Source organism: Pseudomonas sp. PvP025, assembly GCF_017832155.1.
Taxonomy (GTDB): Bacteria; Pseudomonadota; Gammaproteobacteria; order Pseudomonadales; family Pseudomonadaceae; genus Aquipseudomonas.
Genome location: NZ_JAFIBJ010000001.1, coordinates 5486557 through 5505603, shown reverse-complemented (window position 1 = coordinate 5505603; position 19047 = coordinate 5486557). Strand labels below are relative to the sequence as shown.

The window sequence follows — 19047 nt, the reverse complement described above, 5'->3', positions numbered from 1 at the left end:
CCTGGCGCGAGTGGGCGCTGTATCGTGCAATGCAACCTTGCTCGATACCGCCAGCCCCATGACCACGCCCTCCCTCTGCCCCGCCTGCGGCGCCCGCAATGATTGCACCCTGGCCGACCCGCGCACCGCAGGCATGGCCTGCTGGTGCTTCAGCGTTAGCATCGACCCGGCGCTGCTGCAGGCCCTTCCCGATGAATTACGCAACAAGGCCTGCCTGTGCCCGCGTTGCGCCCAGGTGGACGAACAATTGCGCAATCCCGATGCGCGTTGACCGCTTGCTCAGCAACCTGCCGCGCTTTAATCGCAAGCAGGTACGCCTGTTATTGGTGGAACGGCGGGTGAGCGTCGATGGGGTGGCGGTCAGCGATCCGCATCACGACGTGCGCGAATTCAGCCGGGTGTGCGTGGACGATGAGGTGGTGCAAGCCGGTAAACCGGCGCGCTATTTCATGCTGCACAAACCCCGGGGCTGCGTGAGCGCCACGTCGGACCCGCAACACCCCACGGTCCTCGACCTGCTGGATGAACCGGACAAGCATGAGTTGCATATCGCCGGTCGCCTGGACTTCAACACCACCGGCCTGCTGCTGCTCACCAACGACGGCCAATGGTCGCGGCGCCTGACGCAACCGACGACCAAGCTGCCCAAGGTTTACCGGGTGGAAACCGAGCAGGCCATCGGCGACGCGTACGCGGTGACGTTCAAGGCCGGCCTGTACTTTGCCTTCGAAGACCTCACCACCCAACCGGCCGAGCTGGAGCTGCTGGGGCCGAGAACCGCGCGACTGAGCATCATCGAAGGCCGTTACCACCAGGTAAAACGCATGTTCGGGCACTTCGACAACAAGGTACTGGCCTTGCACCGCGAGCGCATGGGGCCGCTTGAGCTGGATAGCGCGCTGGCGCCCGGCGAGTATCGCCCGTTGCACCCGCAAGAGATTCAGCACGTCTGAGGCCGTGTCAGCATTGCCTGCCTGTCATAAAGCACGTGCAGAGTGGTTTACGCGCTCTACCCGCTTGCCAGGAGTCTTACGACATGACGCCAGAAATCGCTGTGTTGGATATACAGGGTCAGTATCGGGTTTACACGGAGTTCTACCGCGCGGACGCGGCTGAAAAGACCATCGTCCTGGTCAACGGCTCGATGGCCACCACGGCCTCCTTCGCCCAGACCGTGAAAAGCCTGCACCCGCAATTCAATGTGGTTCTGTATGACCAGCCTTACGCCGGTCGTTCCCGAATCCACAACCGCCATGAGCACATGCTGACGAAGGAAGTCGAAGGCCGGATCCTGCTGGAACTCATCGACCACTTCGCCGCCGAACACGTGCTGTCTTTCTCCTGGGGCGGCACGGCGGCGCTGGTGGCCTTGTCCCAGCGGCCCCGGCGCGTGGAAAAGGCGGTGATTAGCTCCTTCTCCCCGCTGATCAACGCGCCCATGCGTGACTATCTTGAGCGCGGCGCCGATTACCTCGGCAACCGCGACCGCCACCGCGTCGGCCATCTGGTCAACAGCACCCTCGGCAAGCACCTGCCGTCACTGTTCAAACGCTTCAATTACAAGCACGTCAGCAGCCTGGCCGAGCACGAATACGGGCAGATGCATTTTCACATCAGCCGGATGCTGGACGGTGATCGACAGTGTTATCTCAAGGCGGCCAAGGCCATCGACATACCGGTGCTGTTCATCAATGGCGAATGGGACGAATACACCTGCCCCCAGGATGCCCGGTTGTTCGGACAGCACGTGGCGCATAGCAGCTTCGGCACGATTCAGGCAACCGGGCATTTCCTCGACATGGAGCACAAGGCGGCATGCCGGGACAGCCAGGAGGCGGTGGTGGGATTCTTGAAAGGGGAGCGGCCATTGAACCGGTTGAGAGGTCAGCAGGAACGGACGCAGCAGGCATTCGCAATCTGAAATGCCGTCCCTGTGGACGCGACAGTGAACTCATACATTTTTGAAGAAAAACTTCAAATCGCGGCGAACATCTGGTACAAAGTCAGCCGCTTTGAGCGGGTATAGTTTAGTGGCAAAACGAAAGCTTCCCAAGCTTTAGTTGAGGGTTCGATTCCCTCTACCCGCTCCACTCTTTTTGAGTCCGACGTCGCAAAATGTTGACGGAAGATGCAGGAAAAACCGGTCCGAATGGCCGGTTTTTTTATGGCTGCGATTTGAGTCAAGCGTCAGACTGCCCTTCAAGACCTGTACAAACCAATAATTTTGTACAACCATCAACCCTTGAGCGCCGGTAATACGCCGCGCGCGGTCGAGGAGCCAGGCCATGCCGCGCCTTCTGGTTTCACTGTTGCTAATATTGAGCCTGGGCGGCTGCGCCCATGTGGGCGTCGAGCACTATGCCAATCAGCAACCGCAATTGGATCTGCAGCGTTTCTTCAGCAAGCCCGTCAAGGCCTGGGGCATATTCGAGAAGCGCTCGGGCGAAGTGGCCAAGCGTTTCGAGGTAGACATCACCAGCAGGCGCGAGGGCAATGCGCTGATTCTTGACGAACGCTTTCTGTACAGCGATGGCACGCGCCAGCAGCGGGTGTGGACGCTCACCCCCGATGGCCCTGGGCGCTGGCGTGGACGCGCCGCTGATGTGGTGGGCGAAGCCATCGGCGAAGTGGCCGGCAATGCGCTGCGCTGGCGCTACCGGCTCAACCTGTCGGTGGATGGCTCGGTGTACGAAGTCAGTTTTGACGACTGGATGTACCTGATGGATGAAGACACGCTGATCAACCGCTCGAGCATGTCCAAGTTCGGCGTTGAGTGGGGCCAGGTCACGTTGTTCTTTCGTCGCCAATAAACCTGAACGCGAGGGTGAATCATGAATGTGCAAATGCTGACCGAACTGGCCGAGAAAGACGCAATACGGGAGCTGGAACTGCTGTCGCTGGAGGGCGGCTTCTACATTGCTCGTGTGACACTCGATGACGGTGAACTGACCTTGCTGGACGATGATGGCAAAACCCTGCGCCTGCGCTCCACCACCCACTTGCGCGACCTCTTGCAGCGCGTTCCGCCATTCCCCTGTGTGCTGGTGCAGCAGTGCGTGCATGACGAAATGTGTGGCACGCGCACCGGGCCTATCGGTGCCTTGCGCATTCCGTTTTCGCTCGCGGCAACGCACTAGACGCTTCGCCTGCGTAGCAAAACCTCGCAATACCTCTCTCCGGCGTCGTTCCCAGGCGCTCATACACTGCAGTGACCACTCACCGAAATACCGCTCATCAACTTCCGGTAGGTAGAGTGTTGATATTTTATTTTCTGTGGTTATAGTCACCACCAACACACGCCACAAGGAGGTGTTGTGGACAGTCGATATTTGATAGGTCATATCGTTGCGGATGGCTGGTACCTGGTGCGTATCAGAGGCAGTCATCATCACTACAAGCACCCGACCAAGCCGGGACTGGTGACGATTCCTCATCCAAAAAAGGATCTGTTGGACAAGACCGCCAAGAGCATTTTGAAACAGGCTCTGCTGAGTTGAACGTCTGTGGAGGACAAAAGCATGCTGTACCCCATCGCAATTTCAACCGGTGACAAAGACCACGCCTGGGGCGTGGAAGTCCCGGATATCCCTGGCTGCTATTCGGCCGGCGACGACCTGGACGACGCCATGGCCATGGCCCGCGAAGCCATTGAAGGGCACTTCGAAATCCTTGCCGAAGACGGCTCGCCGATTCCCGGCGCGCAAAAAGTCACCGTGCATGCCGCCAACCCCCAATACGCCGGCTGCACCTGGGCAGTGGTGGACATCGATGTCACCCGCTATTTGGGCAAGGCGCAAAAACTCAACATCACCTTGCCTGGCTATCTGCTCAATCGCATTGATGACTATGTGCTGCACCATCCGGAAGAAAAAAGCCGTTCAGGTTTTCTGGCATCGGCAGCACTCAAGGTACTGCAGAAGGGCCATTGACCCAGGAGCGTGCTGATGTCTCACGAATACATCCTCATGCCCTCGCCCGTCGGCCAACTCACCCTGGTGGCGCGCGCCGGCAAGCTCGCGGCCATCCTGTGGGAAACAGAGCGCGCCAACCGTGTACGCCTGGATAATCTGATCGAAGCCCGCGATAACCCGGTGCTGCTGGAAACCGAGCGCCAGTTGCACGAATACTTCGCCGGAACGCGCAACCACTTCGAACTGGAGCTGGATTTCGCCGGCACCGTTTTCCAGAAGCAGGTCTGTCAAGCGCTGCTGACCATTCCCTTCGGCGAAACCCGCAGCTACAGCCAGATTGCGCGGCAGATCGGCAACCCTACTGCCGTTCGCGCGGTAGGCGCTGCCAACGGTCGCAATCCCATCTCGATCATTGCGCCGTGCCATCGCGTCATTGGCGCATCGGGCACCTTGACCGGGTTTGCCGGAGGGCTCGAGGCCAAGCAGTATCTGTTGACGCTTGAAAACCGCAACCAGACCAACATGGGGTTCTGACTACGCCTGTGCAACCGGGCCCCGCACAAAGGTCTGATAATCGAACAACCGCTCGAAACCCAAGGCTCGATAGAGCGATGTGGCCGCTGAAGTCGCCTCCAGAAAACAGAACCGCCCGCCCAGGCGCCAGGCATGAAGCAGGGCTGTCTGGATCAATCGAGTGCCATAGCCTTTACCGCGAAAACCCGCGACGGTGCCAAAATCGTTGATGCGCGCCGCCCCGTCACACATCGACAACGTCAACGAAGAAGCTACCTGGCCGTCGGCAGACAACACGAAGTGGTACAGCGCTTCACCCGCCTCAAGGGCCCGTTCGTGCCGCTGTTGATAATGCGCGACCTCTACGGGGGTCGACGAGAACGCACTGACAAGCGGGACGGCCCATTGCGTGAGGTTGCGGGTCAGGCTGATCTGCACCGCGCCGTTGCATTGCATTGACGTAAACGGTAGCAATTGAAGGGCCATTGCGCTGGTCACGTCTGCAGCACGAAAGCCAAGGCCCGTGAGCAGCTCGCGTAACGTCTCAACCTTTTGCTCGTGCATCACCAGGCGTATCGGCAGCGTGGTACGGCGGATCAAAGCCAGCGCAGCGGCCAGTTCAGCGCTCGACGGTACGCAGCCCAACCGAACGATGAGCAGGTTCTGCGGGCCGTCGCTCTCATCGATGAAATAGGTGCTGACACACGAGCCATAGCAGCGATACGGCAAGCAGGTTGCGGAATAAAAATGCTCGTCGGTTTTTTGATAGAGCGCGCTCAGCTCACAGGCGCTGTCATTGGGCATGGGCAATATCCAGGCAAAAGCCCAGTCTTGGATGTGACGCAGCAACGCGCAGTAAGCCGTTTCCTAAAAGAGCATCAAAAAAGCCTCAACTGGCGTGGGAAGCTAATTGTAAAAAGAAATTTCACGGGCCAGTCACGGTCGATATGTTCATCACCCACTTCAAAGGAAAAAGGTCATGAAATTCGCCGCCATCTCACAATCCCTGTCCCGCTGGGCAGGCAGTGCCCGGACGTTCTATGCGGCCGTCGCATTGATTTGCTTGTGGAGCCTGAGCGGGCCGTACTTCCACTACAACGACACCTGGCAGCTGATCATCAATACCTCAACCACCATCATCACGTTTCTGATGGTGTTCCTGATCCAGAACACGCAAAACCGCGACAATGACATCCTGCACATCAAGATCGATGAGCTGCTGCGCGTCTCCAAGGACGCGCAGAACGCGGTGCTGAGCCTGGATGGCCTGGACCGCAAAGAGCTGGAAAAACTACGCCAGGAATACCGCAGCATCGGCAAAACCGGCACCGTCAGCTTGAACAGCAGTTGCGGCATGGCTGCAGACGATGCGGCACAGGTCAGAACCGACTTGAACCAGGCATGAAAAAACGGCGGTTGGATCTGCTCCAACCGCCGTTTTTCATTTCAGGCCGGCGTCTCAACCGTCGCCTTGGTGACCCTTGCCATAAGTCGACGCCAACGCACGCGCTTTTTGCAGACGCTCCTCCAGCTTGGGCAATGTCTCATCCACCAGTGCCTTTATCTCGGGAACGCTGGAAGCCGCGCCCTCGCGCTTGAACAGGGCGATGGCGTCTTCGTTTTCCTTGACCTGCTGCGCCGTGTAGGCGGCGTCGAACGAATCGCCGTCCTTGAGTTCGGGCATCAGGGTTTCGGCCTTGTCGACAATCTTTTCGCGCGGCGCCACGGGCAGATCGAGCTTCTTGGCGATGGCTGCCAAGTGCTGGTTGGCCAGCGTGCGCTCGTTGATCACCTCGATGGTGTAGTCCTTGATTTCCTGGGACGAGGTTTTGGAGTGGGCCATGCGACTGGTTTCGATATCGGCCATGCCTTTGGCCGAAGCCTGCTCGATGAATTCAGCAGGCGACTGGGCGAAGGCATTGCTGGCGCCGAGGCCCAGCAGCATCGCGAAACTGGCGGTGCGTAACCGGATAGCCATGCGGCTCATGATGGGTTCCTCCAGGGCAAAAATAGGTGCGAGGACAAACACCTCGCCCTGAATTCGAATTTTCAGGGCAGCAAAGGTTTAGAAAAAACTTGTCAGTGCGACGAACGGTCACCTTCGCGTCAGGCAGGTTTGCTGCCAAACAGGCCCGGCAACGCATGGGCCAGAGCATTGATAGCAAAGCCGATGAACATCACACCGCACAGCCGAGTGATCAATATTTCGTGGCGTTGATACACCGTGCGCACACGCTGGGCGCCGACCACGCCGATCAGAATCGCGTAGGCCAGCAGGCCGCCTACAAAGCTCAGGAAAATCAGCGACGGCAGCATCGCCCAAGTCAGCAATTCGGCGCGGCTGGAGAGTAATGCCGTGAACGTCGCGACTGCCACCGGGTACGCCTTGGGATTGGTCAGGCCAAACAGGATGCCGTGCCAAAACGGATGCCGCGCCGCGCCCTGGGGCGCATCACTGTTGCGACGCTGGGTGCGAATCGCGCGCCAGCCGAGCCAGAACAGATACAACCCGCTGAGCATGCCGAGCACGTCGAATGCCGTGCTGCCGACCTCGCGCGCGCCGACAATCGCAATCAGCGCGGTGCTGCACCACACCACATCCCCCAGCAAATGCCCGCACAAAAAACCCGCCCCGGCACGGCGACCACGGGAGGCACCGATGCCAAACACCGCCAGCACGCCCGGACCGGGCGTAATGCCATAGATGAATCCTGAAGCAAGGACAGCGAGCAGCAAGGATGGGGTCATGGGCGTGACTCTGACGGAGGGTTGAGGTGGAGGGATTCTGCACGTTCCGGCGTTATGGGTAAAACTTCATGCCTGCGTAAGGTTTTTCACGACAGGCTTGCAGGCGCGAAGCCAGATCGCCGACGTGAGCCTCGAGCTTGTGCCCATCAGGGTCGAGAAAATAGTAGGAAGCGCCCTCACTGCGGTTATCACGCCACTCCTGCACACCCGCGCCCCTGAGGCGTTCAACCAATGCATCAAAATCACGAGCATGCGTGCTGAATGCGTAGTGGGTGTAATCAACCACCGGCACAGGGTCGCGCAGCGGGTCGAGGGACAAACAGAGCCACAACCCAGGCAGCGAGAGGTAAGCGCCGTTGTCCCAAGTCGCCCCGAGCTGCAAGCGCAACAGCTCGTGGTAGAAGTGCAGGCTGCGTTGCAGGTCGACGACGGCCAGCGTGAGGTGATTGAGTCCCGAAAGCATGCTGTTGTTTCCTGTTATAAACGGCCATCGCACAATACACCCCGCACCTGCCCACTCAACCACTGCAACCCCGCATCCCCACCCCGCCGCGCATGCCACGCCAACTCAAAAGCAAACGTGGGGATATGAAACGGCGGCGGCACGGCCAGCAATTGCTCCTGATCAATGGCCAGGACTCCCCGCGATGACACCGTGAGGATCAGATCCGTGCCCTGAATCAACCGCGGCGCCACGCCCCAGTGGGGCAGGCTGATCGCCACATGCCGCCGCTCCCGAATCGCTTTCAAGGCGCGTTCGATTTCCGGAGTGCCGCTGCCGCGCATCTCCAGCAATACATGGGGCCGCGACAGGTAGGTCGGCAAGTCCAGCACGCCGCTGTCCGGCAGGCTATCGCGGTCCACCAGGCAGGTGTAGTGCTCTTCGAACAGCGGTGTAGTCCGCAGTTCGGCCGGCAGGTCAGGAAAGACGCCGGCGGCCAGGTCCAGATCGCCATTGAGCACACCGTCGACCATGCCTTCACGGCTGGCCTGGACGACCTGCAAGTCGATGCCCGGCGCCTCCCGACGCAACGTGCGCACCAGCGGTGGCAAAAAAATCGCCGCGCCGTAGTCCGACATCGCCATACGAAACCGACGCTTGGCGGTGGCCGGATCAAACCGGTTCGGCGCCAGCAATGCCTGCACCTGGGCCAGGGCTTCGGCCAACGGGGCGGCCAGCTCCAGCGCGCGGGCAGTCGCAACCAATGCACCGCCCTGCCGCACCAGCAATGGGTCGCCGAGCAGGTCACGCAAGCGCGCCAGCGCATGGCTCACGGCCGGCTGGCTCAGGTGTAGACGCTCGGCGGCACGGGTGACGTGTTGCTCACTGAGCAAGGCGTCGAGGATGACCAACAGGTTGAGGTCGATGCGTCGCAGATCATTCATCAGCTGCATGCCAGATATACGTAAATGGAATTTAAATTTGCGCGACGAATACCCTAGAGTCCAGCAAAACCTCTGGGAGATTCGACATGACGACGTTGCAGTGGGCCGGGTTATTGCTGTTGGCCGTAATCGCCGGGGCGGTGGTGCCGTTTCAAAGTGCGATCAACGCCAGCCTCGGGCGCGGCCTCGGCCATCCGCTCTGGGCCACGCTGGCGTCATTGCTGGTGAGCATCATTGTGCTGCTGCCGGTGATCCTTGCCCTGCGCCTGCCATTGCCAAGCCTGGCATTTATCACCCAGGCCCCGCTGTGGATGTGGGCCGGTGGCGCGTTCGGCGTGTGCTTTATTTCGCTGGCGTTGATGCTGCTGCCCAAACTCGGCGCGTCGGGGTTTATCGCCCTGGCCATGGCCGGGCAGATTCTCGCATCGCTGCTGCTTGACCATTTCGGCCTGTTCGGCCTGGTCGAGCGCCAACTGAATACACCTCGGGTGGTGGGCGCGCTGTTGTTGATGGGCGGCGTGGTGCTGATCCAGTTCAGCAGCACACCGGCACGGGCGCTGGCTGGCTGATCAGCGCCGCTCAGCCGGCAAACCATAGCTCTCGTCTTGCTCCACCAGAGGCTGGAGTGCGCCAATGCGCTGGAGGCTGTAAATCCAGCATACCAACGGCAAGACCTGATACATCTTGCCCTGTCGCTGGGTTTAGAGCTTAAGACCAACGGCGACCACTTCCTCAAAATGCGCGCCTCAATGAGGTCTCCCCATCATTTCGAAGGGAGCCGCCGCTTATGTAATTTAAGTTAAACAACATCAAGCCAAAGACTTCAATTGGCCATCAACAATGTAGGACCCTGCTCACATCAAAATTTCCAGCCAGTGTATTACGCATAGGAAACATCTGACTTACGCTATCTAGGTTTCCCCGCTATCGTTTTCTCTCCACTACCAAGGACGAGAAAAATGGAAAATACACAACACCCTCACTTGTACTCCAATTATAGAAACGTTATTAGCATTTCCGAAAAAGACTGGCACTCAGCTAAATCTGGACGAATTTGCGAACTTAACGTAAGCGTCAAAAAAAACAACTACCTGAGTGATCAATACGGTCGTGAACTCCACCACTTCTGCACCACTTCCTACTTAGGACTGGATTACAACCAAGAAATATTGGAGGGCGCCATACTCGGAATAAGGGAGGCAAAAACCCTCCGCATTGCAAATTCAAAAAATCGATGCAAACTTGACCTACTTGATCGATATGAAACCGAACTCTCTGAACATTTCGATTCGATTTGCCTGGCCACATTATCTTGCAGCGCAGCAAGTGCTGGATTACTGCCTCTTCTCGCCAGCGGCGCTCTTACAAACGATATACCTCCAACCATGGTTTTTGACAAACACGCCCACTATTCAATTAACCACATTAAAGCTGCCTGCGCAGATGAGACTGATGTGCAAACCTCACCTCACAACGACTTATGCTTCATTGAGAGTTTATGCAAGAAGCGCAACAAAGTAGCTTATATCGCGGACGGCATCTATAGCATGGGCGGGATTGCAGATATCGAAGGCTTGCTCTATCTTAAAAAGCGTTATGGGCTGTTCATTTATCTGGACGACTCCCACGCTCTTTCGGCATTTGGAGAGAGAGGGAAAGGTTTCATCCGACCCTACTATGAACAATTGGATGATCAAACAATAATAGTAGCTTCGTTGGGCAAAGCGTTTGGCGCGAGCGGAGGACTAATCATGTTTGGCAGCGAAAATCAAAAAACCCTGATGTCCCGATACGGCGGTCCCAGCAACTGGTCGCAAAGTCTTAATTCGGCCGCCATAGGAGCTGGCCTGGCCTCAATCAAAATACATAGAACAGCAGCGTTCTCAAAACTTCAAGAACAGCTCATCACCAACATACGACTTTTTGACAGCCTCATGCCCACTGAACAATGTGGCAGCCATACCGCAATACGACTAATAACCTGTGGTGAAGCTGAAAAAGCAAACACGCTCGCCAAACAACTCGCCAACAATGGATTCTTCACGTCCGCTGTGTTTTTCCCCGTAGTACCCAGAGGAAAATCGGCAATTCGTATAACACTTCGAGCAGACATGTCTCATGAAACAATATACCTCTTCTGCTCAACACTTGAAAAACTCATGCACAACAATACAACAACCCCCAACACAGACACCTTTAGCAAACCAGCCTAACTTAAACGCTCCTTACCTAAGAATTAATAATTAATCATTTAAGGTGAAGGATGATTTATTTTGAAAAACACCACCACACTCATCCTCGCCTGCAGCGCCGCCTTCCTTGCTCAAGCCGGCATCAGCAGCTACTTGCCGGCAGTCCCGGCCATCGCCCACTCACTGCCAGCCGCAGAAGAGCAGGTGGCAATGGCCATTGCGGTGTACCTGGTGGGCATGGCACTGCCGATGCTGCTATGGGGCAGCGCGGGCGAGCGGTTTGGCAGAAAGCGGGTATTGCTTGCAGCGTTGGCGGTGTACGCGCTGGCGAGTGCGGCAATTGCGTTGGCGGTCAATGTCGAATTCTTCCTGGCAATGCGGCTGATTCAGGGCCTTGGCGCGGGTGGCGTTGCGGTAATGGCGCGCGTGCTGGTGCGCGATGCTTTCAGCGGCGCACTGCTGGCCAAGGGGTTGTCATGGTTGGGAATGACTTTTGTGATTGCCTTGGGCCTGGGCCAGTTCGCAGGTTCGCTGTTGCAGGTGGCATTCGGTTGGGAGGCGATCTTTTATACCTTGGCGCTAGGGGCCGGTGTGCTGATGGTGGTGGTGCAGCGCATGATAGTTACGACGCGTATAAAAGCCGCCCCTTCGGTCTCGACATGGCGTGTTTACACACAGATTGTGCGACATCCCCCCTTCCTGTACGCGGCACTCGCTGGCGGGCTGGGCTACGGGGTGATCATCGCGTTCAACACATGTGCACCGTTGATCCTGCAAGGGCGCTTTGGCTGGAGCGCGGCGCAATATGGCTGGCTGGGCTGGCCGATCAGCGGCGCGTATCTGGCAGGGGCGCTGCTGGTCAATCACCTTGTCGCGCACGTGGGGCGATTGACGATGATGAGCGCCGGCAGTGCGCTGGTGTTGCTGGGCACCGCGATCATGCTGTTGGGCAGTGTATTTGCGAGCGCACTGGCGGTGCTGCTGTGGATGCCCTATTGCCTGGCATTGGTGGGACAGTCGATGAGTTATCCCACCAGCTTATCCATGGCCAATGATCAGTCCCCGGTCAGTGGCGCCTACGCCATGGCCTTGAGCGGCTTCATGCATCAATTGATCGCCGCGCTGATCGGCGGCGTGGCGAGCCTGCTTGTGAACGAGCAGGCATGGCCCTTTACGCTGCTGTGCGTGCTGCTGGCGAGTGCAGCCTGCGCCTGTGTGGCTCGCTGCCGAGCGATCTAAAACGCACTGCGAAAAACCTCCTCAATCTGCCGCTGATCCGCCCGACGAGGATTGGTCAGCCCGCATGCGTCCTTCAGCGCATTGCTGGCCAGCAGTGGAATGTCCTGCAACTTCGCGCCGAGTTCGCGCAGGCCGGCGGGGATCTCCACGTCGTGGGACAGTCTGCGGATCGCGGCGATGGCGGCCTGGGCGCCCTCTTCGGCGGTAATGCCGGTGACATCGGCACCCAGCGCGCGCGCCACATCACTCAGGCGCCTGGCGCAGACACTGGCGTTGAAGCTTTGCACGTGGGGCAGCAATACCGCGTTGCATACACCGTGGGGCAAGTCATAAAAGCCGCCCAATTGGTGCGCCATGGCATGCACAAAACCCAGTGACGCATTGTTGAAGGCCATGCCGGCGAGGAACTGGGCGTAGGCCATATTCTCCCGTGCGGTTTTGTCGCTGCCGTCGCGCACCGCCAGGCGCAGGTTGGCGCTGATCAGTTCGATGGCCTTGATCGCGCAGGCATCGGTAATCGGCGTGGCAGCGGTGGATACGTAGGCTTCGATGGCATGAGTCAGCGCGTCCATGCCCGTCGCGGCGGTGAGGCCCTTGGGCATGCCGACCATCAGCGCGGGATCGTTGACCGACAGCAACGGCGTAACGTTGCGGTCCACGATGGCCATTTTCACGTGGCGGGTTTCATCGGTGATGATGCAGAAGCGGGTCATCTCGCTGGCGGTGCCGGCAGTCGTGTTGATGGCCACCAGCGGCAGTTGCGGCTTGCTCGACCGGTCGACGCCTTCGTAATCGCCGATACGCCCGCCATTGGTGGCGCACAACGCGATGCCCTTGGCGCAGTCATGGGGCGAGCCGCCGCCCAGTGACACCACGAAATCACAGGCGCTCTGTTGCAGCAGCACCAGGCCTTTCTCGACGTTGTCCACGTTGGGGTTGGGCCTGGCACCGTCATAGATCACCGAGTCAATGTCCTGCAGCGCCAGCTTCTCGGCAATCATGCCGGCCACGCCCGCCCTGGCCAGGCCCGCGTCGGTCACGATCAGCGCCTTGCGAAAACCGTAGTTGCGGATGGCGAGCATGGCGTCGTCCAGGCAATCGGTGCCCATGATGTTGACGGCGGGAATGAAGAAGGTGCTGCTCATGGTCAATCCTCGGAGGCGTTAGGCCGACAGGATCAACCCTTGCCGCACGGCGCATGTTGACCAGGATCAATGCCCGCTCGTGATAAAGTCACCGTCCAGCCGATTTTGAGTAGACCCGCCGCAATGAAGGATTTCCAGGATATCGACGCCCACCTTGAAGACTGGAGCACGCTGCGTGCTGCCCTCGACTTCAGTGGGATTCTGATCGGCAACGGCGCCAGCCGCACGATTTGGGAAGACTTTGCCTACGACTCGCTGTTCGAAAACGCGCGCACCGTCGAAGAAAAACCCCTGGGCCCCTCCGAGCTCAGCGTGTTCGACGCCCTGCAAACCCGCAGTTTCGAGCAGGCCCTGGGCGCACTGAAAACCACCAGCCGGGTCAACAAGGCACTGGCCGTCAGCTCGGCGGCGCCGCGCAACCGCTACTACGCGATCAAGGAAGCGCTGATCAATACCATCCACGCCGTGCATATCCCGTGGCGCCTGGTGCAGCCATCGACACTGGCGACGATCAACCAGGAACTGCAGCGCTACCCGACGGTGTTCACCAGCAACTACGATTTGCTCAATTACTGGGCGATCCTGCACACGCCGGGCATCGACGACCTGTTCCGCAGTGCCGACGCCCACTTCGACCTGCGCGACACCCGCACCGACGCCACGCGCATTCTGTACCTGCACGGCGGCCTGCACCTGGTGCGCAACCTCGACGGCACCGCGCGCAAACTGGCGTCCACCGACAGCACCCTGCTCAGCAGTTTTGCCATCAACAACACGATCAAGACCCTCGACGACGTGCCGCTGTTCGTCAGCGAAGGCACGGTGCAGGAGAAGCTCAAGACCATCCGCAGCTCGGATTACCTGTCGTTCTGCTATGAACAATTGCTCAGCCACAAGGGCGCGCTGTGCATCTTCGGCCATGACCTGGGGCCGCAGGATCAACACCTGGTGGATGCGATTCGCCAAGCGGATGTGAGTACCCTGGCGATCGCGGTGTCGGGGCGCAGTGACGGGTTTATCCGTCAGCAGAAAAGGCGCTACTCGCAGTTGTTGGACGGCACGGGCATGGAAGTGCGGTTCTTTGCCGCACGTACCCATCCACTGGGCAACCCGGCACTCTCCGTCCCGGTTGAGCGCTGATCAAAAGGTGGGAGGCGCTTCGCGCCACAACGCGGGGCAAGCCCGCTCGCCATAGGGGGGGTGGTTGCCTGAAATAGCTCATGCGCAGTCGCGCAGTGCCTGCAGCGTCTGGAACAATTGCACGAAGTCCTCGCCGAACGCTCGCCCCGCAGGCGAGAAGCCCTTATGCTGCACCGCTTCGAGGGCATGAGCCAGGCGCAGATCGCCCTGCTGCATTGCAAAGGCGCCTTCAATCCGACCCCGGCACGGAGCAGCCAGAATGAACCGCCTGAGCGACACCGACGCCCTGGACATCGACGCACGCGACGCCATCGATGCACAGGCCGCCAGCTGGTTTGCACGCAACCGCAACCACCTGAGCCGCACCGAGCGCAAAGCCTTTGCCGCCTGGCAGTCGGTGCCTGCGCATGCGCATGCCTATGCCGAATTCGAACAGCTGTGGGCCGACCTCGCCCAACTTCAACAACTGAACAAGCCCGTGGCGCTGCCTGCACGCAAACCGTCCCTCTGGCGCCCGGCGCTGGCCGTGGCAGCCGGCGTGCTCTGTGCCGTGCTGGCCACGCACCTGGGCGCGCCCCGCGATCCGTATCACAGCCAGGTGGCAGTTCACGCCAAGGGCATGCGCACCCTCGCCCTGCCCGATGGCAGCACGCTGTACGTGAACGCCAACACCCACATCCGCGTTGACTTCACCGCGCATCAACGCATTCTTCACCTGGACCAGGGCCAGTTGTACATCGACGTCGCCGCTGACCAGGAACGCCCCCTGTACGTGCAGGCCGGCACCGCGACTGTGCGGGCAGTAGGCACCGGCTTCGATGTGCGCCGCAGCCAGCAGCAACTGGTGGTCAGCGTCGCCCATGGCCAAGTGGCGTTCGAGCCGGACGCAAACAAACCCGTCGCCCTGCTCGACGCCCGGCACCGCGCGATTTACCGCTACGCCCAAGGCTCGCTGCAACAGCAATCCCTCACCGCCGAAGAGGTGGCCGACTGGCGCAGCGGCCACTTGTCGTTTCGCAACCTGGAACTGGCCAGCCTGATCGACGAGTTGAGCCTGTACCGCCCTCAGGCGCAGTTGCAGGTCAACAAGGCAGTTGCGGCGCTCAAGGTGTCGGGCAACCTGGATGTGAATGATCCCGACGCCCTGCTCAATGCCCTGCCCGCGCTGCTGCCGGTGAAAACCGTGGCCTCGGCGGACGGCATCCTGCGGATCGAACCGAGCCCATAAACCCGCGCTTCAGCTCAACAAACCATCCGCGTGCAGCAGGGTTTCCAGGCAATGCTCAGTGATCTGATAGAACGCCTTCAGTTCCTGGATTTTCACCAGCAACTGCGCATTGTCCAACGGCTGCGCGCGTTTCACCGCGAGGATCATCTTGTTCTTGTTGGTGTGTTCCAGCGAGATGAACTCGAACACCTTGGTCTCATAACCACAGGCCTCGAGGAACAGCGCACGCAGGCTGTCCGTGACCATTTCCGCCTGTTGGCCCAGGTGCAGACCATATTGCAACATCGGCTTGAGCAGCGCGGGGCTCTGGATCTGCAGGCGAATCTGTTTATGGCAGCACGGCGAGCACATGATGATCGACGCGCCGGAGCGGATGCCGGTGTGGATCGCGTAGTCGGTGGCGATGTCGCAGGCATGCAGGGCGATCATCACGTCCAGTTCGCTCGGCGCCACGCTGCGCACGTCCCCGCATTTGAACAGCAGCCCGGGGTGTTCGAGGCGGGCAGCGGCGGCGTTGCACAGGGTCACCATGTCTTCGCGCAGCTCCACGCCAGTGACTTCGCCTTCGACCTTAAGGGTGTTGCGCAGGTAATCGTGGATCGCGAACGTGAGGTAACCCTTGCCCGAACCGAAATCGGCAACGCGCACCGGTTGGTCGAGTTTGAGGGGCGACGAGGTCAGCGCATGGCTGAACACTTCGATGAACTTGTTGATCTGCTTCCACTTGCGTGACATCGACGGGATCAGCGCCTGCCTGGCGTCGGTCACCCCCAGATCGGCAAGGAACGGCCGGCTCAGGTCGAGAAAGCGGTGCTTCTCACGGTTGTGCTCGGCCGACGGCGCCTCACGCAGCTGCTGCGGCTTGCTTTTGAACAGCGAGCTTTTGTTTTTCTTGCTGTATTCCAGTTGCACTTCGTCGGTCAGCGACAACAGGTGCGCGTTCTTGAACGAGGCCGGCAGCAGCTCGGCAATCGCCGCCACGCCGTCCGCCAGCGGCAGGTTGCGGGTGATATCGCGGGTCTTGTAGCGGTACACGAAGGACAGGCACGCCTGCTCCTTGACCGTTACCGGCTTGATGATCAGCCGTTGCAGCTCGGCTTCCTCACCGACGTACCTGGCCAGCACCAGCTTGATAAAGGCGTTTTGCGCAAGGCTTGCGTTCAGCAGTTCGATGAACCGGGCATGATGATCCGGCGCGGGGCTGGCGGGTTTAGCGGTGACGGACATGAACAAAAACGCCTCGGGCAGGAAATGCCGGGCATTTTAGGGGGGATGGCGGTTGGGGGCACGCAGTTATTTGATCAACGGTCAGTCAGTCAACATCAAGCCAGCTCCCACAGGGCTCATGGCGTGCCTGGATTATTCGAGCACGACCAGCCGATTGGGCAACTCATTACGCGTCTGCGTCACCGGCACATGCACCTTGAGCAACTCACCACACGCCTCGATACAGGCAATAAACCCGGCCAGGGTCTGCCCCTGTCTCACCTGCCGGGTAAACGCCTTGACGATGGCGTCCCAACTGCTGTCATCCAGGCGTTTGGATATGCCGTCGTCCACCAGGATTTCCACATAGCGCTCCGCCTCGCTGACAAAAATCAGCACCCCGGTGCTGCCCAGCGTGTGGTGCAGGTTCTGTTCGAGGAACTGGCGCCGCGCCAGGTTGGACGCGCGCCAGTGGCGCACCGAACGCGGAATCAGACGGGTGGTGACGCTGGGCAGACGAAACAGCAGGCACAGCATGATGAATGTCGCCCATTGCGCCAGCAGCAAGGTGTACATGGTCATGTAGCCCGACAGGTAATGCACGATACCCGGCACCACCAACGCGATCAGGCTGGCCCACAACAGCGGGATGTAGGCGTAGTCGTCGGCACGCGCCGCCAGCACGGTCACCAGCTCCGCGTCGGTCTGTTGCTCGACCCGCGCAATCGCTTCGGCGACCTGGCGTTGTTCGTGTTCAGTCAGTAATGCCATGGTTGTACATGTCCGTTTTTAGTTGTTGTCATCACCAGCCACCTGAAGCACCGCCGCCGCCAAACCCACCGCCGCCGCCCCGGAAGCCACCGCCGCCTCCCCCACCGCCGCCGCGACCGCTGCTGCTGAGGATCGCCAGCAAGATAGCGCCCACCGGCAGGCCCATGCGGTTGCACAGCCATAACACGCCGATCAGCAGCACAAACAGGCCGATGGAAAATCCGGGGTTATCCAGCGCAAAATTCGCGTCCGCCACATGGGCCGGCACGGCCAGCGGCTCACCGCCCACCACCTGGATCATCGCGGCCACGCCGTCGCTGATGCCCTGACTGAAATTGCCGGCCTTGAACTTGGGCGCGATCACCTGGTTGATGATCACCCAGGACTGCGCATCGGTCAGCACGCCTTCCAGGCCATAGCCGACTTCGATGCGCAATTTGCGCTCATCGCGGGCGACGATCAACAGCGCGCCGTTGTCCTTGCCCTTCTGCCCGATGCCCCAGGCGCGGCCCAACTGATAACCGAAGTCCTCAATGGGCACGCCCTGCAGGTCCGGCACAGTGACCACCACGATCTGCTCGCCCGAGGTTTGTTCCAGCGCCTGCAACTGCCGGGTCAACTGCTCGCGCACCGCCGGGTCGATCATCTGGGCGTTATCCACCACCCGCCCGGTCAGCGCCGGGAAGTTCAGCGCCGCCTGAGCTGCGCCCACGCAGGCCAACAGCCACAGCGCCAACCCTATCCGTAATAAACGCATCGACACCTCAGGAAAGTCTTATTTGAACTTCACTTGTGGCGCTTTATCGGCATCGGCACTGGTGGCTTCAAACGAAGCGCGCACCGGCAGGTCGCTGTACATCACGCTGTGCCACAGACGACCAGGGAAGGTGCGGATTTCGGTGTTGTAGGCCTGCACGGCCTGGATGAAATCGCGACGCGCCACGGCGATACGGTTTTCGGTGCCTTCCAGTTGCGACTGCAGGGCCAGGAAGTTCTGGTTGGCCTTGAGGTCCGGATACCGCTCGGACACCACCATCAAACGGCTGAGTGCACCGCTGAGGCCGTCCTGGGCCTGCTGGAACTGCTTGAGTTTTTCCGGGTTGTCGAGGGTGCTGGCATCCACCTGGATCGAGGTGGCCTTGGCCCGCGCTTCGATCACGGCAGTGAGGGTGTCCTGTTCATGGGCGGCATAGCCCTTGACCACTTCCACCAGATTGGGGATCAGGTCAGCGCGGCGCTGGTACTGGTTCTGCACCTGGCCCCAGGCGGCCTTGGCCTGCTCGTCCAGGGTGGGAATGGTGTTGATGCCGCAACCGCTCAGCAGCGTGCTGATCAATAACAATGCCGCGGCCTTGAAGCCCCAACGGTAAGGGAGTGCTGCTTGCATGGTGTTTCTCCTGACGAACCTTGATGGAATGTGACGACTCATCCCACAAGCAACACGCTTGGGGCATAATCCGCCACCACTGGCATGCATCGAGCCAATCAGCTACAAAGATGCCCAGCGCGAAAAAGAGTTCAGAGTGTGCTGCATTTATCTGAACAACACCCGAACAACAATAGACGCT

Annotated in this window: 24 protein-coding genes, 1 tRNA gene and 1 pseudogene; 16 read left to right on the top strand and 10 right to left on the bottom strand. The window is 59.7% G+C overall.

Features of this window, described 5'->3' with window-relative positions:
• Window positions 1-58 precede the first annotated feature (58 nt).
• From JOE32_RS24075 to JOE32_RS24035, 9 genes are all read left to right on the top strand, one after another.
• Window positions 59-271: a cysteine-rich CWC family protein gene (locus tag JOE32_RS24075; RefSeq protein WP_209989897.1), complete on the top strand. Its 213-nt coding sequence runs from the start codon at window positions 59-61 to the stop codon at window positions 269-271.
• Window positions 261-953 (top strand): pseudouridine synthase, encoded by a 693-nt coding sequence (locus tag JOE32_RS24070; RefSeq protein WP_209989893.1) that lies wholly within the window; start codon window positions 261-263, stop codon window positions 951-953. The genes JOE32_RS24075 and JOE32_RS24070 overlap by 11 nt, the downstream gene beginning before the upstream one ends.
• Window positions 954-1036: 83 nt before the next feature.
• A complete protein-coding gene (locus tag JOE32_RS24065; RefSeq protein ID WP_209989891.1) occupies window positions 1037-1921 on the top strand; it encodes an alpha/beta hydrolase in 885 nt (294 codons plus the stop codon).
• Window positions 1922-2016: 95 nt separating this feature from the next.
• Window positions 2017-2090: transfer RNA gene (locus JOE32_RS24060), tRNA-Gly, on the top strand.
• A gap of 195 nt (window positions 2091-2285) precedes the next feature.
• Window positions 2286-2810 (top strand): DUF3833 domain-containing protein, encoded by a 525-nt coding sequence (locus JOE32_RS24055; RefSeq protein ID WP_209989889.1) that lies wholly within the window; start codon window positions 2286-2288, stop codon window positions 2808-2810.
• A 21-nt stretch (window positions 2811-2831) separates the two neighbouring features.
• Entirely contained in the window at window positions 2832-3137 is a 306-nt protein-coding gene (locus JOE32_RS24050) for a DUF6482 family protein (RefSeq protein ID WP_209989886.1), read from the top strand.
• A gap of 177 nt (window positions 3138-3314) precedes the next feature.
• Complete coding sequence (locus JOE32_RS24045; protein WP_003233882.1) at window positions 3315-3497, top strand: type II toxin-antitoxin system HicA family toxin; 183 nt, start codon at window positions 3315-3317, stop codon at window positions 3495-3497.
• A gap of 21 nt (window positions 3498-3518) precedes the next feature.
• Entirely contained in the window at window positions 3519-3929 is a 411-nt protein-coding gene (locus JOE32_RS24040; RefSeq protein WP_057007889.1) for a type II toxin-antitoxin system HicB family antitoxin, read from the top strand.
• 15 nt (window positions 3930-3944) lie between these two features.
• A complete protein-coding gene (locus tag JOE32_RS24035) occupies window positions 3945-4445 on the top strand; it encodes a methylated-DNA--[protein]-cysteine S-methyltransferase (protein ID WP_209989883.1) in 501 nt (166 codons plus the stop codon).
• Here the strand turns inward: JOE32_RS24035 and JOE32_RS24030 are convergent, their stop codons facing one another.
• Window positions 4446-5228: a GNAT family N-acetyltransferase gene (locus tag JOE32_RS24030; RefSeq protein ID WP_209989880.1), complete on the bottom strand. Its 783-nt coding sequence runs from the start codon at window positions 5226-5228 to the stop codon at window positions 4446-4448.
• A gap of 175 nt (window positions 5229-5403) precedes the next feature.
• On the opposite strand from JOE32_RS24030, the gene JOE32_RS24025 reads away from it, so the two are divergent.
• Window positions 5404-5829: a low affinity iron permease family protein gene (locus JOE32_RS24025; RefSeq protein ID WP_057007886.1), complete on the top strand. Its 426-nt coding sequence runs from the start codon at window positions 5404-5406 to the stop codon at window positions 5827-5829.
• Between the two features lie 54 nt (window positions 5830-5883).
• On the opposite strand, the gene JOE32_RS24020 is transcribed toward JOE32_RS24025, so the two are convergent.
• The 4 genes from JOE32_RS24020 to JOE32_RS24005 form a co-directional block, all read right to left on the bottom strand.
• Window positions 5884-6411 (bottom strand): DUF4142 domain-containing protein, encoded by a 528-nt coding sequence (locus tag JOE32_RS24020; protein WP_209989876.1) that lies wholly within the window; start codon window positions 6409-6411, stop codon window positions 5884-5886.
• Window positions 6412-6530: 119 nt separating this feature from the next.
• Window positions 6531-7172, bottom strand: coding sequence for a LysE family translocator (locus tag JOE32_RS24015; protein WP_209989872.1), 642 nt, complete (start codon window positions 7170-7172; stop codon window positions 6531-6533).
• Between the two features lie 52 nt (window positions 7173-7224).
• Window positions 7225-7635 carry a fosfomycin resistance glutathione transferase gene (gene fos, locus JOE32_RS24010; protein ID WP_209989869.1) on the bottom strand — a complete coding sequence of 137 codons (411 nt, stop codon included), beginning with the start codon at window positions 7633-7635 and terminating at the stop codon, window positions 7225-7227.
• Window positions 7636-7649: 14 nt separating this feature from the next.
• Window positions 7650-8567 carry a LysR family transcriptional regulator gene (locus tag JOE32_RS24005; RefSeq protein ID WP_209989867.1) on the bottom strand — a complete coding sequence of 306 codons (918 nt, stop codon included), beginning with the start codon at window positions 8565-8567 and terminating at the stop codon, window positions 7650-7652.
• 77 nt (window positions 8568-8644) lie between these two features.
• Here JOE32_RS24005 and JOE32_RS24000 point away from each other — a divergent pair, with 77 nt between their 5' ends.
• From JOE32_RS24000 to JOE32_RS23990, 3 genes are all read left to right on the top strand, one after another.
• Window positions 8645-9127: a DMT family transporter gene (locus tag JOE32_RS24000; RefSeq protein ID WP_209989863.1), complete on the top strand. Its 483-nt coding sequence runs from the start codon at window positions 8645-8647 to the stop codon at window positions 9125-9127.
• A gap of 390 nt (window positions 9128-9517) precedes the next feature.
• A complete protein-coding gene (locus JOE32_RS23995; RefSeq protein WP_209989860.1) occupies window positions 9518-10771 on the top strand; it encodes an aminotransferase class I/II-fold pyridoxal phosphate-dependent enzyme in 1254 nt (417 codons plus the stop codon).
• A gap of 60 nt (window positions 10772-10831) precedes the next feature.
• Window positions 10832-11989 (top strand): MFS transporter, encoded by a 1158-nt coding sequence (locus JOE32_RS23990; protein ID WP_209989856.1) that lies wholly within the window; start codon window positions 10832-10834, stop codon window positions 11987-11989.
• On the opposite strand, the gene yiaY is transcribed toward JOE32_RS23990, so the two are convergent.
• On the bottom strand, window positions 11986-13134 hold the full coding sequence (gene yiaY / locus JOE32_RS23985; RefSeq protein ID WP_209989799.1) for an L-threonine dehydrogenase: 1149 nt from the start codon (window positions 13132-13134) through the stop codon (window positions 11986-11988). The two genes, JOE32_RS23990 and yiaY, sit on opposite strands and share 4 nt — an antisense overlap.
• 123 nt (window positions 13135-13257) lie before the next feature.
• Here yiaY and JOE32_RS23980 point away from each other — a divergent pair, with 123 nt between their 5' ends.
• From JOE32_RS23980 to JOE32_RS23970, 3 genes and pseudogenes are all read left to right on the top strand, one after another.
• Complete coding sequence (locus JOE32_RS23980; RefSeq protein WP_209989796.1) at window positions 13258-14274, top strand: DUF4917 family protein; 1017 nt, start codon at window positions 13258-13260, stop codon at window positions 14272-14274.
• 90 nt (window positions 14275-14364) lie between these two features.
• Window positions 14365-14537, top strand: a pseudogene (locus JOE32_RS23975) (sigma factor-like helix-turn-helix DNA-binding protein); the annotation flags it as partial.
• Window positions 14534-15502 carry a FecR domain-containing protein gene (locus JOE32_RS23970; protein WP_209989793.1) on the top strand — a complete coding sequence of 323 codons (969 nt, stop codon included), beginning with the start codon at window positions 14534-14536 and terminating at the stop codon, window positions 15500-15502. The pseudogene JOE32_RS23975 and the gene JOE32_RS23970, both read left to right, overlap by 4 nt.
• A 9-nt stretch (window positions 15503-15511) precedes the next feature.
• On the opposite strand, the gene JOE32_RS23965 is transcribed toward JOE32_RS23970, so the two are convergent.
• The 4 genes from JOE32_RS23965 to JOE32_RS23950 all read right to left on the bottom strand — a co-directional run bounded on the left by JOE32_RS23965 (window position 15512) and on the right by JOE32_RS23950 (window position 18866).
• Window positions 15512-16729: an SAM-dependent methyltransferase gene (locus JOE32_RS23965; RefSeq protein ID WP_209989790.1), complete on the bottom strand. Its 1218-nt coding sequence runs from the start codon at window positions 16727-16729 to the stop codon at window positions 15512-15514.
• A gap of 132 nt (window positions 16730-16861) precedes the next feature.
• A complete protein-coding gene (locus tag JOE32_RS23960; RefSeq protein WP_209989787.1) occupies window positions 16862-17479 on the bottom strand; it encodes a TPM domain-containing protein in 618 nt (205 codons plus the stop codon).
• 31 nt (window positions 17480-17510) lie between these two features.
• Window positions 17511-18236, bottom strand: a complete 726-nt coding sequence (locus JOE32_RS23955) for a TPM domain-containing protein (protein WP_209989784.1) — start codon at window positions 18234-18236, stop codon at window positions 17511-17513.
• A gap of 18 nt (window positions 18237-18254) precedes the next feature.
• Window positions 18255-18866: a LemA family protein gene (locus JOE32_RS23950; RefSeq protein ID WP_209989781.1), complete on the bottom strand. Its 612-nt coding sequence runs from the start codon at window positions 18864-18866 to the stop codon at window positions 18255-18257.
• Window positions 18867-19047 lie beyond the last annotated feature (181 nt).